Genomic DNA, 15,465 nt, shown 5'->3' with positions numbered 1-15,465 from the left:
GGTGTCTCCCCTTGTTTCCCCTCAGCCCGTGTACTGGGTGAGGACCTTGAGGTAGTCGTACGGCTGCTGCGACAGGCCACTGCAGGAGTCGCCGTCGGCGCCGGAGCCGCAGGGGCGGTCGCGCTTGGCGGACCAGTAGGTGAGGCGCGCGACGGGGTGCTGCCGGGCGTGGGCGAGCATGGTCCGGAAGTCGGCGACGCGGACGCGCTCACCGGAGTCGTCCGTCCTGCCGCTCATGGACGACAGGCCGATATGGGCGTAGGCGGTGGCGTCGTCGGCCGCGGGGTGGGCGGCGTCGGCGAGGGGCACCACGGCGGCGACGAGCAGCCCGGCCGCCGTCGTCGGGGTTCTGAGCCGGGTCATGGACGTCCCTTCGGCGCGGGTGTGGCGTAGGAGCTGCCGATCCAGGCCTCGTCGATCCGCAGCCGCTGGTAGCGGGTGGTGTCGGTGGAGGCGGCCCAGGTGGAGTCGATCTCCAGGCGGACGTAGCGGGCCGTGGTGGCGGTCAGGTCGATGCCCTGGATCCCGCGCGCGCTGGGGAGCCGGCCCGTCTTCACCGGGCTGCCCCAGTTCTTGCCGTCGTCGCTGAGGTAGACCTTGTAGTCCTTGATCCGCGCGGACTGTTCGGTGGCGGAACGGGCGTAGGCGACGGAGTCCTCGCGCTGGTTCAGCCCGAGGTACTGCACCTTCCTCGCGCCGCCCTGGTCGAAGGTGAGGTTCACCGGGAGCGTCCTGTCGTTGTCCCAGTAGGTCAGGTAGTCGCCGTCGCCGGCGGCGGAGCCGGGGTGACCGCTCGCGGACGTGCTCGCGGTGACCTTGACGCCGGTCGCGATGCCCTGGCGGCCCGAGGTGATCACCTTGAGGACCGTGTCGTACGGGTCCCAGCCGCCGAGGCCGCTGAGGGTGAGCACCCCGCCGGACTGCGACCAGGAAACCGGTGCTCCGGTGCGGAGGTTGGTGACCGAGGCGATGCGGTAGCCGTTGTCGCGGATGCGCAGGGTGCTGGTGCTCGGCGGGGTCAGGACGTGGATGTACTGCCGGTTCGGGTCGTCCCTGGCGATGGTGGTGACGCCGTGGGCGCCGTCGTTCCAGAAGCCGGGTTTGAAGCCGCCGTACATGTAGCCGCCGCCCTCGGTGCCGTGCAGGGACTCCCAGATCTCGCCGAGGTAGGAGTTCGCGAAGTTGTTGAAGTCCGCCTGGTTCGCCGGGAACTTCCCGTTGACCTCGGCGGTCTCCGCCATGAGCGCCTTCACCGAGGAGCCGGCGTTGGTGACCAGCCGGCCGAGCGTGAGCATCTTGTCGACGGTCGGGTTCGAGCCGTCGTACCACCAGGCGCCGGTCGACGGCAGCTTGAAGTCGGCCTCGGTGAGCCGGGGTTGGGCGGTGTAGATCGCCTGCGGGTAGTCGTAGGAGGGAGTCATCCCCGTCTTCTGCTCATTGCTGATCATGTCCATGATCGGCGTGTCTTCGTTGTTGTTGCTGAGCGTGTAGTTCGGGCGCTTCTGATAGATCTGCGCGTAGAGGTCGTGGCTCTCCCAGTACGCGTTGTCGTTGTCGATCCAGAAGCCGCCGAGGTCCGGGTAACGATCCATGACCTCGAAGAAGTTGTCGTAGGAGAACCGACCGAAGCCGTCGCGGGTGGTCAGGTCGACGTTCTTGCCCTTGTAGGCGGAGTAGGCGGCCGAGTCGAGCCACTCGTGGCCGCCCTCGCCGTGCCACTGGGGGTCGTCGGTCATGTAGAGGATGACCTTCATGCCCTTGGCCTTGGCGGCGTTGATCAGCTCACCGAGGAAGTCCCGCTTGGTGGAGCAGGAACCGGGGATCTTCGACGGCCACGGGCGGGCGTAGCCGAGCCGGCTGTGGAAGGTCGCCAGCACGATGTACTGCGTGTGCAGTTTGCGCGCCTCGTTCACCCAGTAGTCCGGCGTCCAGCCGCCGCTGGTGACGTCCTTCTCCCAGGCGGTGCAGCTGGTGTGGGCGGGGGCGGTGCGCAGGCCCCAGTGCAGGAAGAGGCCGCCGACGGAGGCGCGGAGGAAGGCCTGGCGGGGGTTCTCCACGTCGCGCGGGCGGACCGGGGCGGCGGCGCAGTTCTGGCTCGATCCGGTCGCCGAGACGCGAAGGGTGCCGCCGGTGGTGGTGTGGCTGTCGCTGACGCAGTAGCCGGTGACGGACTGGAAACCGAGGTCGTGAGGCGAGGTGCCGCCCTTCTGCGCCGTGAACCGGGTCAACCGGATGCCGCTCGCCGCGTTGGCGATGAAGGCGGGGCGGCCGTCGTCCGCCGCGAACTTCACGGAGCTGTCGGTGAAGGTGACGCCGTCGGCATTGTGCAGATACCAGCCGTACGCCGGCCGGGTCCCGATGCTCTTCGGGTTGTAGTCCTTCGGGTCGTCGCTCGGCACACCGGTGGAGATGGTGCCGTTGCCACCCGGGACCGTGATGTCGACATGGTTGAAGGTGACGTTGCTGATGCGGTGACCGTCCTCGCCCCACAGGGTCGGGCTGAAGGAGGGGCTGCTGCCGGTGGCCGTGATGTTGTCGTACGTGATGTCGCTGATCGATCCGACACCCGGACCGTTTCCGCACCGTTTACGCGTGCCGATCTTCTCCATGATCGGCGAGTGCACGTCGGTCATGGTGATGTCGCGGTAGTGGACGTCGGAGATCTTCGCGCCGTCCATGGAGACCATGCCGAGCCCGGACTTGTCGGCGCCCTCGACACGGATCTTCTCGAACTGGTAGTCACTGAAGTCGCCGCAGGTCTCGGAGCCGAACATCAGGGCGTTGCAGCAGCGCGCCGACAGCACCGAATCGCTCACACGCACATGGCCGTTGGGAAGTTTGGCGCCGAGGGCGTAGTCGCTCTTGAAGACCAGGGCGTCGTCGTTGGCCGCGATGTGCGCGTTGGTGATCCTGACGTTCGTCGTGGAGATGACGTTCCAGCCGTCGCGGTCGCTCGCGGTGTCGATGGTGAGGTGGTCGGAGACGACGTTCGTGCAGCCGTTGACGAGGGCGGCGAAGTGGCCACCGCGGCGCAGGGTGAGCCCGTCGCCGAGCCGGAGTCCGTCGCAGCGGGTCAGCGACAGGATCTTGTCGGCCTGGCCGGACCTGGGGTTGCCGGTGATCAGGTTGCCGGCGCCGTCGATGACCCCGCTGCCGGTGAAGCCGATGTCCGTCAGCCGGTCGCCGTGGATCATCGCATCGTGGAAGTGGCTGTGCCCGTAGTCCTGGTACTTGTCGTTCGGGTTGGACTCGGGCGGGTCGTAGGTGCCGGCGGAGGAGCCCTGGAGGGTGGCGCCCTTGTCGACCTGGAGCGTCACATGGCTCTTCATGTGGATGGTGTTCTTGGACTTGTAGGTGCCGGCCGGGAAGCGGACGGTGCCGCCGCCCGCCGCGCCGGCCGCGCTGATGGCCTTGTCGATGGCGGGGGTGTCGTTGGTCGAGCCGTCGCCCCTGGCGCCGTAGTCGCGCACGTCGTACACGGTTGCCCGGGGTGGTGTGGCGGGGTGTGGGGCCGCGAGGGCGGAGGGCCGGGTGAGGCCGAGGACGACGGCGAGGACGCACAGCACGATCGCCGCCGCCCGTCTCGGGTCGGCGATGAGGGGTTTCATGAGACCGGCTCCTCTGGGCGAGTTGGTGGCCGCGGAGGTTGGTGAGCAGCAGGTAGGTGTCCTGCAGGGATCCGGAGGTGTCGCCGAGTGAGCGGTGGATGCCCCACCTGAAGGTGGGCGTCGCCTTGAGGGTGCTCGGCCTGGCGCTGAAGGTCGGTGGAGGCGGCTCCCAGCACAGCGCTTCTAGACGTGCTCATGACACTGAACCGCCTCGCAGTTGCTCGTTCATGATCAGGAAGGCCCCGAGCCCGTGGAGGTCGTTGGTGGCCCGGGTGCGCCCGACGTAGTACGCGTAGTCGCCGACGTTGGTGCCGACGGAGATGTCGGACAGGTTCGTACGGCCGTCCGCGCCGACCGACAGCCGGGCCAGCACACCCTGGTAGCCGCGCTGGGCGACCGTGTCGAAGTGCGGGTCGAGATAGCCCTGTTGGGCGCCGCGGGACAGGGCGTAGGTGAACATGCTGGAACACGAGGTCTCGGTCCAGTTGTCCGGCCGGCCGCCCTTGTCGAGGACCTGGAACCAGCGCCCGGACGCCGGGTCCTGGTACTTCTCCAGCGCCGATGCCAACTTCTCGAAGATGCCCAGTAGTTGGGAACGCCGTGGCTGGTCGGCGGGGATCGCGTCGAGGACGTCGACCAGCGCCATGGCGTACCAGCCGACGGCACGGCACCAGTGCTCCGGGGCGAGTCCGGTGGCCGGGTCGGCCCAGCTCGCCGACCTGGACTCGTCGTAGGCGTGCCGCAACAGGCCGTTCGCCACCTGGAGATGGCCGCCGTAGACGGACAGTTGCTTGGCCGCCTCGTCGTTCGTGTAGGCGCTGTCGCCGAACTCCCGGCCGTACTCGATCAGGAACGGGTTCACCATGTAGGCACCGTCCGCCCACAGTTGGTGCGCCCGGCTGCTGGTGTCGGCGTGCCAGAAACCGCCGTCGGAGGTGCGCGGATAGCTGTTCAGGCGGTCGCGGATCTTCCGCGCGGCCTTGCGGTAGCGGTCCTGGCCCGTCTCGTGGTGCAGGATCACCAGCAGCCGGCCCGCCTGCATGCTGTCGAGGCTGTTGAAGGACTGGTCGATCGTGCCGTCGCTGTGCACGAACCGGTCGACATAGGCCTTGATGTACGACAGCAGGCGCGGGTCGTGGGTGCGCCGGTAGACGAGGTACTGGCCGTAGAGATACAGGCCCACGGGGTACGACCAGCCGCCGATGGTGGCCGGTGTGTAGCGCGCCATGGTGGAGTCGACGACGGCCGTGGACCAGTCGCGGGCGGCGGTGGGGACCGGAGGGGTGAGGGCGGGGGCGGCGTTCGCCGGGGGCATGGCGGCGGGCAGCGCGGTCAGGGTGACGGTGGCGAGCGCGGCGGCGGTCAGCACCGCCCGCAGGCGTCGGCGTCTCACGGTGCTCCTTCTCGGTAGGCGTACGAGGGTGGGTGCGGGACGCGGGCGGCGCCGTGCACCACCGCGGCCACAAGGTGACGGTCCGGGGCATGCCGACACCCGGGGTCCGTACAGACGGCAGCGCCGGGCACCGCAACCCGCGGGTATCGGCGCCTCAACCTTCCCCCTCGGTAGGCGTACGCGGGCGGATGAGCCGCGTGAGCGGCGCCCTGCACCGCCGCGTCCACGAGGTGGCAGTCCGCGACGCGCCGGCAGGCGGGGTCCGTACAGATGGCAGCGCCGGGCAGCGCAACCCGCAGACATCGGCGCCTCAACCTCCTCCTCGGTAGGCGTACGCGGGCGGATGAGCCGCGCGAGCGGCGCCCTGCACCACCGCGGCCACGAGGTGACGGTCCGGGGCGTGCCGGCAGGCGGGGTCCGTACAGATGGCAGCGCCGGGCAGCGCGCGGGCATCGGCGCCTCAACCTCCTCCTCGGTAGGCGTACGCGGGCGGATGAGCCGCGCGAGCGGCGCCCTGCACCACCGCGTCCACGAGGTGACGGTCCGGGGCGTGCCGGCAGGCGGGGTCGGTGCGGGTGGTGTCGCCGGTCAGGGCGTAGGCCTGGCAGCGGCAGCCGCCGTGGTCGACCGTGCGCAGGGCGCAGCCGCGGCACGGCTCGGGCATCCAGGACTCGCCCCGGAAGGCGTTGAAGGCCCTCGACTCCCGCCAGATCCAGGGCAGTTCGCGGTCCCCCACGTTCGGCGGGTGGAGGCCGGGCAGGGTGCCGGCCGCCGGACACGGCAGCACCGTGCCGTCCGGGGCGACGGTGAGCGAGACGCCGCCCCAGCCGCCCATGCAGGGTTTCGCGGTGGCGTCCAGCAGGTCCGGGGCCACCCACACCAGTTCCAGTGCCCCGCCGAGACGTTCACGCCAGCGGGTGACTCGGGCACGGGCGCGTTCGACCTGGGCAGGTGTGGGCAGCAGCGCGGCGCGGTTGCGGGCCGCCCAGCCGTGGTACTGGGTGTTCGCCAGCTCGATCCGGTCGGCACCCCAGTCGAGCGCGAGCCGGATCAGGCCGTCGAGGTCGTCCAGGTTGTCGCGGTGCAGCACGGCGTTCAGTCCCAGGGGCAGCCCTGCCTCGCGGACCAGCCGGGCGGCGCGTTCCTTCGCCGTGAACGACCGTGCCCCCGCGATGCGTTCGGCGGCGGCGCGGTCCGCGTGCTGCACCGACAGCTGCACACTGCGCAGCCCGGCCCCGGACAGCTCGGCCAGCCGCCGCTCACCGAGACCCACCCCACTCGTGACGAGCTGGGTGTACAGGCCCACGCCGTCGGCGGCGGCCACCAGGTCGGGCAGGTCGCGCCGCAGCAGCGGCTCGCCGCCGGACAGATGGGTGTGGACGACACCGAGCGCGCCCGCCTGCCGGAAGACCTCCGACCACTGCTCCGTGGACAGCTCCGCCGACCGGCCGACCAGTTCGACGGGATTGGAGCAGTAGCCGCAGCGCAGCGGGCAGGCGTGGGTGAGTTCGGCGAGCAGGGCCCAGGGAGGATCAGGAGGCGCGGTCATCTCAGCCAGCCGTCCTTCCGTAACCGGTCGAGAAACTCCGGGACTTCGGCGGCGACGGGCGCGCCGGGGTGGCGTACGGCCAGCTCGGCGACGACGGCGGCCACGTCCCGCACGCCGTCGCACAGCCGGAGCACACCGCCCGCACTGCCGTCGAGGACCACCACCCGCTCCGGCAGCAGCACCAGGTCGGCATCCCGGACCGGGTCGCGGCGCAGCAGCACACCTCGGGCGAGGACGGGGCGCCAGGACATGGCGAGTGAGGGCGGCGACGCCGCTGTCATGGGTCGCTCCGGTCCACCGCGTCCAGCAGGGCCCACAGCACCTCGCACTTGAACTCCAGTGCGTCGACGGCCCGTTGCTGCTCCTCGCGGGTGCGGGCCCGGACGAGGACCAGAGCGAGGGCCTGCTCGGCGTCCCGGGCGCCCTGGGTGACGCGGGTGCGGAAGTAGGCGAGGCCCGCCGGGTCGATCCACGGGTAGTGGCGTTCGAAGGCGGCGATGCGGGTGCGCATCAGATCCGGGGCGGACAGCTCGGTCAGGGAGGCCGCGACCGCGTCCAGCAGCGGGCGCCGCCGGCAGAAGCTGACGTACCCCTCCACCGCGAACCGCACCCCGGGCGGCACCCGGGCGGTGTCCCACAGCTCCTCGCGGGCGAGGCCGGCCGCCTCGCCGAGCCGCAGCCAGCGCTCGATACCGCCGCCCTCCGGGGAGTCAGCGTCGGTACCGTCCTGGTCGTGGATGCGGCGCAGCCAGGCGCGGCGCTCCTCGGGCCGGTCGAGCTTGGCGAGGATCAGCGCGTCCTTGACGGGGATGTGCCGCTGGTAGTGGAAGCGGGCGGCGATCCAGCGGCGCAGCTCGGCGGGGGTCAGTTCGCCGCGGTGCATCCGCTGGTTGAAGGGGTGCCGGTCGTGGTAGCGCGTCGCGGTGACCGCGCGCAGCCGCTCGGTGAACTCGGCGGCCGGCCAGGCGGCGCGGCCGTCGGTCTCCGGTGGTGCCGCGGTCATGCGGCCGGGGGCGGCTCGGGCGGACGGCGGTCGGCGGTCGGCGAGCGCGTACGCGGTCACTTCCAGCGCGGTCTCCACGACGTGGTAATCAGGGCTTTTCCAGAGCTTTTCATCGGATGTCCTGGGGGCGGAGTGGTGCGTCAGGACAGACAGCGAAGGGCTCTCGTTCATGGGTGCGTACTCGCTTTCCTGAGGGTGGGGAGTCTCAGAAGGGAGCCGGAGTGAAGCCGCGGCCTGGTCAGGGCCCGTTCACATGCATGCACCGGGTTCAGCGACACGTCCGGTGGCGCGATACAGAGTCGCGGGACGAGAGGCTCCGGTCAATGGTCCGGACCGAAAACGTCGGATGCGTTTCCGGCCAATCCCTGCCCCAAGGGCTGACTGACCGGTCAGTAGAGGCGATCGCGCCGTGAGGAATGCGCCGCGCCGCGTGATCGTTGACCATGGGAGTACAGCCCGTCGACAACCTAAGGATTACGAGGCCCGTGAGCAGCCAGGTCCCCCCGATCATCCTCAACAACGGCGTCGAGATGCCCCAGCTGGGCTACGGCGTGTGGCAGGTGCCGGACGACGAGGCCGAGCGGGCCGTCGCCACGGCGCTGGAGGCCGGGTACCGCAGCATCGACACCGCGGCCATCTACGGCAACGAAGCGGGCACCGGCAAGGCGATCGCCGCCTCCGGCCTGCCCCGCGAGGACATCTTCGTCACCACCAAGCTCTGGAACAGCGACCAGGGGTACGACGCCACGCTGCGCGCCTTCGACGCGTCGCTGCAGAAGCTGGGGCTCGACTACCTCGACCTGTACCTGATCCACTGGCCGCTGCCGGCCCGCGGCACGTTCACCGACAGCTACAAGGCGTTCGAGAAGCTGCTGGCCGACAAGCGGGTCCGCGCCATCGGCGTGTCCAACTTTCTTCCCGAGCACCTTGAGCGGCTGATCGCGGAGACCTCCGTCATCCCGGCGGTCAACCAGATCGAGCTGCACCCGCATCTGCAGCAGCACGCCGCCCGCGAGTTCCACGCCGAGCAGGGCATCGCGACCGAGGCATGGTCGCCGCTCGGTCAGGGCAAGGGCCTGCTGGAGGTGCCGGCGATCGTCGCCATCGCGCAGAAGCACGGCCGCACCCCGGCCCAGGTGGTGCTGCGCTGGCACATCCAGCTCGGGAACATCGCGATCCCGAAGTCCGTGACGCCGTCCCGGATCAAGGAGAACATCGAGGTCTTCGGCTTCAGCCTGGACGACGAGGACCTCGCGGCGATCCGCGCGCTCAACGAGGACCGGCGCCTGGGCCCTGACCCGGCCACCTTCGACATGGGCTGACAGACATCACTTTCGGTGCGGGCCGGCCTCCATCGCCCAGGGCATGGGCCGAACCCGTCGCCTTGGGCAGGTTCCGGCACCCACCGCGCACCGAACGGCCGCGCGTCCCGGCCGCGCGTCCCGGCCGCGCGGCGGGGCGGGCGGCCGTGTGCGGTCCGGGGGCGCCGCCCGGCGCCCCCGGTGCCTGACCTGCGGCGCCTCGGCCCATTCGGGTCGCACCCCATGCCGGGTCATACACCCGCGCCACCCGGCCCCCCATGCGCCTGACCTGCGCTGCCTCGAACCGTACGGCTGCGCGCGCCCGATACCAGGGCATGCGCCCGCGCCACCCGGCGCCGGTACCCGCGCCCACGCCGGTCCGGACTGCGGCCCCGCACAGGCCCGACCGCGCCCGCCCCGGCTCTCGGGCCCCATGCCGGATCATGCGCCCGCGCCACCCGGCGCCGGTACCCGCGCCCACCCCGGCGCTCGGCCGGCCGCGCGCCCGCGCGTCGGCAGCCTCAGCCACCCCGCACGTCGATGGCTCAGTCGCCCCACGCGTCGGCGGCCTCAGTCACCCCGCACGTCGACGGCTCAGTCGCCCCACGCGTCGACGGGCTCAGTCACCCCGCACGTCCGCGTGCAGGACCTCGAACTCCTCCAGGGCGACCACCGACACGTGCGCCTTGGCCGCACTCTCGCGCCGGATCGCCGCCTGTCCGGACCGGGACAGGGCGAGCAGCGAGCGGTCGGCGAAGAGGACACCGGCCATGCCGCGGCCGCGTTCGCGGTCCAGGAAGAGCGCCGCGCCGGCGAATCCGGGCAGGACCTCCAGCCGGGGCAGCGCGCCGGCATGGAAGGTGTCGGCGGCGAGGTCCGCGTCCGCCGGGTCGAACTCGAGCCGGGTGACCCGTAGCCCGCCGCCGGTCACGGGCCGGTGCGCGCGGTGGAAGACGACGGCCTCGTAGTTCTCCACCGCGATGGTCCCGGCGAAGGGCTGCAGCAGCTCCGGGCGCCGGGCGCTCATCACCTCGTCGCTGTTGCGGCGCGCCTCCGCGGACTCCCACCAACTGACCGTGAGCAGTTTGCCGAGGTCACGGTCGACGAAGACACCCGCGCCCCGATAGCCGGGCCGCTCCTCCAGCAGGTCGTGCCCCCGCGTGTTCAGGGCCCCCACGGCCGTGCCCAGCTGCGCCGGATCGCCGGTCGCGTACACCGTGCGTACGAACATGCGCCTCGCCTCCCGGAGCGGCGACCTGCCGACCGACGCGGCAGACATATCCGAAAAAGTCGCCTCCTTCAGTTTTGCCACGGTCTCAAATCACCGCAATACGCACAGCTTTCGGGAGCTCGCAACTGGAGGCTTGACGAGGACATGCTCACGGGTTCACGGTGTACGACGCTGGTAAGGAAACTTTCCTAACAGAAGGGCCCTCGCATGCGCCTTCGAACCCTGACCCTTGCCGCGGCCTCCGGAGCCGCCCTGCTCGCCGCCGGAGTGCTGCCCGCGCACGCGTCCGCCGGCTCGGCCACGCGGACCGCTCCTGCCTCCGCCCAGGAGGGCTCGGTCAGTGCGGCAGACCTGCTCGCCAAGGTGAAGTCCTGTTCGCAGATATCGCACGGCAAGTACAAGACCGACGACGAGACGTCGGCCACGGTCCCCGTGTGCGGCAAGAACGGCGCGGTCTTCTGGAAGGCCGACATGGACATCGACTGCGACGGCCAGCGCACCACCAACTGCAACGAGAACCGCGACCCCTGGTACCAGGACGACACCGCCTTCCACCAGTCCGACGGCAAGCCGCTGAAGGCGGAGTCGCTCCCGTACGTGGTGGTGCCGAGCTCCAGCAGCATCTGGAACTACGCCGGCGCCGGGATCAAGGGCGGCGGTGTGGTCGCGGTCATCTACAACAACAAGGTCGAGTACGCCGTCGTCGGCGACACCGGCCCCACGAAGATCATCGGCGAGGCGTCGTACGCCACCGCCAAGGCGCTCGGTATCGATCCCGACCCGAAGACCGGCGGCGCCGACTCGGGCGTGACCTACATCCTGTTCAAGAACTCCAAGGCTTCTCCCATCGAGAGCCACAGCGCCGCGGTCTCTCTCGGGGACCAGCTGGCCAAGCAGTTCATCGCGAACAACTGACCATTGCTGTGCGTCAGTTGGGCTGGCCCAGCGGGCGTACGACCACGGTGTTGACATCGACCCCGGCGGGCTGCCGGATCGCCCAGACCACCGAGTCGGCGATCTGGTCGGCGGTCAGCAGGTGTCCCGGCGGCAGGCTGCCGAGGCCGTCCCAGAACGGGGTCTCCACCCGGCCGGGGGCGACCAGCGTCACTCCGATCCCGAACTCAGTGACCTGACGCCGGGTGTTCTCGGCGAGCCCGGTGACCGCCCACTTGGTGGCCCCGTAGAGGTTGCCCGGGCCGTGCACGAACCCGGCGACGCTGCCGACGAGGACGATCCTGCCGCGCGACTCCTTGAGCGCCTCGACGGAGGCCCGGATGAGCAGGGCCGGACCGAGGACGTTGGTGAGCACCATCTCGGTCCAGCCGGCCGGGTCGCCCTCGGCGACGGTGTCGTGGGTGGCGAAGCCGGCGTTGGCGACCACGGTGTCCAGTCGACCGTATGCCTTGAGCGTACGGTCGACAGCATCCTGTATGTCGTCGAACGCCGCCGCGTCACCGGCGACGGTCAGCAGCTCCTCGGGATTGCCGAGCCCGTCGGCGAAGTCCCGCAGCCGGGACTCCGTACGGCCGGTGACGGTGACCCGGTGGCCGGCGGCCAGCAACTGCCGGGCGACGGCGGCGCCGATGCCGGTGGCGCCGCCGGTGACGAGTGCGACCGGAGTGTCGTTCACGTGCGGTCCCCCTGTGTGTCGGTGAGACCGGGAGTCCATCACTTGGAGAACTCTCGAAGTCAAGTGCCGTCGCAGGTACGGCGGTACGGCACCGACGGCAGGTAGCGGTGCCAGGCGGCGGGACCGACACCGCCGTGCGCGCGGGAGCAGATGGCGTCAGCTGCCGACTTCGGCGCCAACGGCCGTACCCGGACCGGCAGATGGCCCGTCGCGAGGCGCAACTCGCCTCCCTCGGAGCCGAATCCGACGGCGAGTACGGGGCCGTCCCCGGCCGGGATCGTCGCCGGTGCGAGGCGGGGCTGCGCGGTCTCCCACACCAGGACGGACCCGTCCGGGGCGCCGGCCGCCAGCAGTGCGCCGTCCGGGGAGAAGGCCAGGGCCGGCCGGTACAGGGTGCTGCCCGTGACACGCAGTACGGCGATCCGGGCGTGGGTCCGCAGGTCCCACAGGGTGATGCGGCCCTGGTGGTCGGCGGCGGCGAGACGCCGGCCGTCCGGGCTGAAGGCGCCGGCGGTGAGCAGGTCCTCGCCGGTGACGGCCGAGCGCCGCCGGCCCGTGCGGAGGTCGACGAGCAGGCCCTCGACGGTGAGGGCGCGCCGGCCCGTGGAGTCGACCGCGGCCGCCCGCTCGCCGAGCACGGTCGCCTCGCGGGGGCGGACGGGCCGGCCGCGCAGGTCGAAGGCGGCCCGGGTCGCCGCCCTGGCCCGCCAGACCCCGTCGGTCAGACCCTGCACGGAGAGGGTGTGCACGCCGGCGGTGCGGCCCTGTTCCGTGTAGCGCAGCACCCCGGCCGCCGTGTCGAGGCGCACCCCGGTGACCGCGTTGCTCTCGACGGGGAGGGTGAACAGGGGTTCGCGGCGGCCGCCGTCGGCGGGGGCCGGAAGGTCCGCACGCCACAGGGACAGCGCGCCGGCGCTCCAGGTGAGGACGTAGGGGCCGTCGAAGGTGACGTCGTACGCACCGACCGCGACCGGCAGCCGGGGGCGTTCCCGGTGGGCGCGGACGTCCCAAGTCACTACGCCGGCGGTGGTGGGGGCGGCGACGGCCCTGCCGTCGGGCGTGAAAGTGAGGTGGTCGTCGGCCCGGCACAGCAGTCGTTCGGTGCCGGGCGACGGCCGGATCCGCAGGAGCCGATCCCGGGCGATGTCCCAGATCCGGAGTCGTCGCTGGTCGTCGCCGCACCAGGCGGCGTACCGGTCGTCACCGCCGAGCACGGGCAGCGGGCCGGCCTCCTCGCCCCGTTCGAGACGGGCCCGGAGCCCCGCCCGACGAACGTCCCACACCTCGAACACCGTATGACCGCCGGCGTGTCGCCGCACGAACAGGGTGTGTCCGCTCGGCCCGAAGGCCGCTTCGGTGTCCTGCCACGGGCCGGTCGGCAGCCGGCGCGTGCTGCCGTCCGTCAACCCGAGGACGCGCAGGCCCCCGCGGCGATGATCCGCGTAGGCGAGGAAGCCGCCGTCCGCGCTCACGGCGGTGAATCCTTCCGACAGCCCCGCCCGGCGTACGGAACGCAGCCGCCGATGGGTCGTCACGTCCCACTGCACCGCGGTGTCACGCACCACCGTCGTCAGGATCCGCCCGTCGGTGCTGAGCGAGGACGGCGCGTTCAGGGCCCGGCCGCCCTCCTCCGGCGCGGTGAACACGTCCTGCTCGCTCTGCGCGGCAGCGGTCCGCAGCGCCTGGCGGGTCTCCGGCAGGTCTGCCGTGCGCCATGCGGCGAGCGCGAGGCGCATCGCGGTGCGCGGGTCCGAGGGGCGCAGAGTGGCGGCGAGTGCGGCCACCCTGCGGGCCTCGGCCTCGTCGCGCTGCCGGGCGCTGACCCCGCCCTGCCGCCAGGCGGCCGCACCGGCGGCGAGCGCGAGACAGAGCAGCACGGCCAGGGCGGCGGTCAGGCCGCGCAGGCGGCGCGCGATGAGGGCGGCGGCGCGCCGGCCGCGTTCGTCGGCCTCGATGCTCGCCGTGAGGAAGTCGCGTTCGAGCCGGTTCAACTCCCGTGCTGTCTGGAAGAGCTCCCGGGCCTCGGTGAGCCGCGCGCCCCGGTACAGCGCTCCCGAGTCCCGCCCCAACTCCGCCCAGGCAGAGGCGGCTTCGGTCAGCCGCCGGTGGGCGCGCAGGCCTTCGCGGTCGGCGTCGATCCACCCGCGCAGCCGGGGCCAGGCGTGCAGCAGCGCCTCGTGGGCGAGGTCGACGGTGCTGCCGTCGACGGTCAACAGGCGGGCCCGGACGAGTCGTTCGAGGACGCGGGCGGTGGTGTCGTCGGCGTCGAGTTCGGCGCGGTCGACCGGGCGACGGGTGTCCTCGGTGCCGTCGCCGGGGCTGACCAGCCGCAGCAGCAGGGCGCGGACCGCGGCGGCCTCGGCGGGGGTGCAGCGGGCGTAGGCCTCCTCGGCGGTGTGGGAGACCGCGCCCCGGATCCCGCCGACGGCCTCGTACGCGGCGAGGGTGAGGGTCTTGGCGGTGCGGCGGCGCCAGACCTCGCGCAGCGCGTGGGCCATCAGCGGCAGCCCGCCGGGCTCGCCGGTCACATCGGCCACGATCCGCGCGGTCAGGGTGCGTTCGACAACGAGCCGGTGGGCGGCGGCGGGCCGGACGATCGCCTCCCGTAGCGCCTGGGGGGACATCGGACCGAGCAGGACCGTGGAGTCACGCAGCGCGCGGGCCAGTTCGGGGTGCTCGGCACAGCGGCCGTAGAAGTCGGCACGCACAGCCAGGACCACGCGCAGGCGGGACGCCGGGTCGAGCGCGGTGAGCAACCGGCGTTGGAACAGCTCGCGTTCGGCCGGGTCCGCGCCGAGTGCGAAGACCTCCTCGAACTGGTCCACGACGAGGAGGGTGTCGCCGGCACCGTCGTGCGCGGTGAACAGGGCCTCGTGGGTGCGGGCGGGGCGGGGGCCGGGAGTGAGCACGCGGATCGCTGCGGGGCGCCCGCCGGGGTCGGCGCTCTCGCGCAGGGCGGGGATCAGTCCGGCCCGCAGCAGCGAGGACTTGCCGCTGCCGGAGGCACCGACGACCGCGCAGACGCGGTGCCGGCGGGTGCGGTCGGCGAGTTCGGCGATCAGGTCGTCGCGGCCGTGGAAGTGCTCCCGGTCACCGGTGTCGAACCGGGCCAGTCCCGGATACGGGCCGGTGGTGTCGCCCCCGGCGGGGATGGCGGCGGCCTCGGCGGCGGCCTGCCGCCAGCGCCGCTCCCACTCGGCCGACTCGCCGCCGCACGCGGCGACGTACGCGCGCAGCACCGGCAGGGTCGGCAGTCGCTCCCCGGCCGCCGCGGCGGACAGGGTGGGACCCGAGTAACCGGCCCGCGCCGCCATAGCCCGATAGGTGGGGGAGCCCGCCTCGTCCCGCAGCTTGCGCAGCTCGTACGCGAACCGCTGCACGGCTCCCGCCCCCGGATCCAGCGGCTTCTCCCGACGCCCCATGCACCTCTCCCCGTCGACAGCGACCCGCTCCACGCTAACAACGCCCGCCGCCCGGGCCTTGGTTGAGGTGCGCCGGGCGGAGGACGCCGAGGGAGCGGGCACGGTGTCGGGTCTCTCGTCGGGGCCGTGCGCTGCGGTCGGCCGGGGGGCCGGGAGATTGATGGGTGAGCCGCGCGGGGGCTGCCCATCAATGGTCCGGCGCCTGGACTGGCCGGTGCGGCCCTCCCGACCGGGGGCCGGTCCCCTTCCCGCGCACCGGAGTCCGCCATCGCCACCACCGACGCCCCGAGGACCACACTCCCGCCCACCCCACGAGTCGCCGCGCGCC

General features: G+C 72.1%; 11 protein-coding genes and 1 pseudogene. 2 read left to right on the top strand and 10 right to left on the bottom strand.

Annotated elements, in window-relative coordinates; translation table 11 throughout:
* Positions 1 to 21: 21 nt before the first annotated feature.
* From ACZ418_RS35395 to pqqC, 7 genes and pseudogenes are all read right to left on the bottom strand, one after another.
* The gene (locus ACZ418_RS35395; protein ID WP_468371239.1) at positions 22 to 363 is read right to left on the bottom strand and encodes a hypothetical protein; all 342 of its coding nucleotides are present in this window, start codon (positions 361 to 363) and stop codon (positions 22 to 24) included.
* Positions 360 to 3,608 (bottom strand): glycosyl hydrolase family 28 protein, encoded by a 3,249-nt coding sequence (locus tag ACZ418_RS35390; protein ID WP_468371237.1) that lies wholly within the window; start codon positions 3,606 to 3,608, stop codon positions 360 to 362. Before ACZ418_RS35390 ends, ACZ418_RS35395 begins: the two co-directional genes overlap by 4 nt.
* A 19-nt stretch (positions 3,609 to 3,627) precedes the next feature.
* Positions 3,628 to 3,717, bottom strand: a pseudogene (locus ACZ418_RS35385) (Tat pathway signal sequence domain protein); the annotation flags it as partial.
* An 84-nt stretch (positions 3,718 to 3,801) separates the two neighbouring features.
* Positions 3,802 to 5,001, bottom strand: a complete 1,200-nt coding sequence (locus ACZ418_RS35380) for a glycoside hydrolase family 88/105 protein (RefSeq protein ID WP_468371236.1) — start codon at positions 4,999 to 5,001, stop codon at positions 3,802 to 3,804.
* A 460-nt stretch (positions 5,002 to 5,461) separates the two neighbouring features.
* Positions 5,462 to 6,550, bottom strand: a complete 1,089-nt coding sequence (pqqE, locus tag ACZ418_RS35375) for a pyrroloquinoline quinone biosynthesis protein PqqE (protein ID WP_468371235.1) — start codon at positions 6,548 to 6,550, stop codon at positions 5,462 to 5,464.
* Positions 6,547 to 6,831, bottom strand: coding sequence for a pyrroloquinoline quinone biosynthesis peptide chaperone PqqD (gene pqqD, locus ACZ418_RS35370; protein ID WP_468371233.1), 285 nt, complete (start codon positions 6,829 to 6,831; stop codon positions 6,547 to 6,549). The genes pqqE and pqqD overlap by 4 nt, the downstream gene beginning before the upstream one ends.
* Positions 6,828 to 7,553, bottom strand: coding sequence for a pyrroloquinoline-quinone synthase PqqC (pqqC, locus tag ACZ418_RS35365; protein ID WP_468371297.1), 726 nt, complete (start codon positions 7,551 to 7,553; stop codon positions 6,828 to 6,830). Before pqqC ends, pqqD begins: the two co-directional genes overlap by 4 nt.
* A gap of 485 nt (positions 7,554 to 8,038) precedes the next feature.
* On the opposite strand from pqqC, the gene ACZ418_RS35360 reads away from it, so the two are divergent.
* On the top strand, positions 8,039 to 8,875 hold the full coding sequence (locus tag ACZ418_RS35360; RefSeq protein WP_468371231.1) for an aldo/keto reductase: 837 nt from the start codon (positions 8,039 to 8,041) through the stop codon (positions 8,873 to 8,875).
* 598 nt (positions 8,876 to 9,473) lie between these two features.
* On the opposite strand, the gene ACZ418_RS35355 is transcribed toward ACZ418_RS35360, so the two are convergent.
* Positions 9,474 to 10,085, bottom strand: a complete 612-nt coding sequence (locus ACZ418_RS35355) for a hypothetical protein (RefSeq protein ID WP_468371229.1) — start codon at positions 10,083 to 10,085, stop codon at positions 9,474 to 9,476.
* A gap of 207 nt (positions 10,086 to 10,292) precedes the next feature.
* On the opposite strand from ACZ418_RS35355, the gene ACZ418_RS35350 reads away from it, so the two are divergent.
* Entirely contained in the window at positions 10,293 to 11,000 is a 708-nt protein-coding gene (locus ACZ418_RS35350; protein WP_468371228.1) for a glycoside hydrolase family 75 protein, read from the top strand.
* A 13-nt stretch (positions 11,001 to 11,013) separates the two neighbouring features.
* On the opposite strand, the gene ACZ418_RS35345 is transcribed toward ACZ418_RS35350, so the two are convergent.
* Together ACZ418_RS35345 and ACZ418_RS35340 are read right to left on the bottom strand one after the other, a co-directional pair.
* Positions 11,014 to 11,715, bottom strand: a complete 702-nt coding sequence (locus ACZ418_RS35345) for an SDR family oxidoreductase (RefSeq protein ID WP_468371227.1) — start codon at positions 11,713 to 11,715, stop codon at positions 11,014 to 11,016.
* 59 nt (positions 11,716 to 11,774) lie between these two features.
* Positions 11,775 to 15,137, bottom strand: coding sequence for an nSTAND1 domain-containing NTPase (locus ACZ418_RS35340; RefSeq protein ID WP_468371226.1), 3,363 nt, complete (start codon positions 15,135 to 15,137; stop codon positions 11,775 to 11,777).
* Positions 15,138 to 15,465: the final 328 nt, after the last annotated feature.

This window comes from Streptomyces sp. NPDC030820, from assembly GCF_055572075.1.
This window is presented reverse-complemented; position numbering and strand designations above follow the sequence as displayed.

Coding starts and splice junctions, on each gene's coding strand:
- ACZ418_RS35395 (WP_468371239.1), bottom strand. CDS start 363: ATGACCCGGCTCAGAACCCCGACGACGGCGGCCGGGCTGCTCGTCGCC.
- ACZ418_RS35390 (WP_468371237.1), bottom strand. CDS start 3,608: ATGAAACCCCTCATCGCCGACCCGAGACGGGCGGCGGCGATCGTGCTG.
- pqqE (WP_468371235.1), bottom strand. CDS start 6,550: ATGACCGCGCCTCCTGATCCTCCCTGGGCCCTGCTCGCCGAACTCACC.
- pqqD (WP_468371233.1), bottom strand. CDS start 6,831: ATGACAGCGGCGTCGCCGCCCTCACTCGCCATGTCCTGGCGCCCCGTC.
- pqqC (WP_468371297.1), bottom strand. CDS start 7,553: ATGACCGCGGCACCACCGGAGACCGACGGCCGCGCCGCCTGGCCGGCC.
- ACZ418_RS35355 (WP_468371229.1), bottom strand. CDS start 10,085: ATGTTCGTACGCACGGTGTACGCGACCGGCGATCCGGCGCAGCTGGGC.
- ACZ418_RS35350 (WP_468371228.1), top strand. CDS start 10,293: ATGCGCCTTCGAACCCTGACCCTTGCCGCGGCCTCCGGAGCCGCCCTG.
- ACZ418_RS35340 (WP_468371226.1), bottom strand. CDS start 15,137: ATGGGGCGTCGGGAGAAGCCGCTGGATCCGGGGGCGGGAGCCGTGCAG.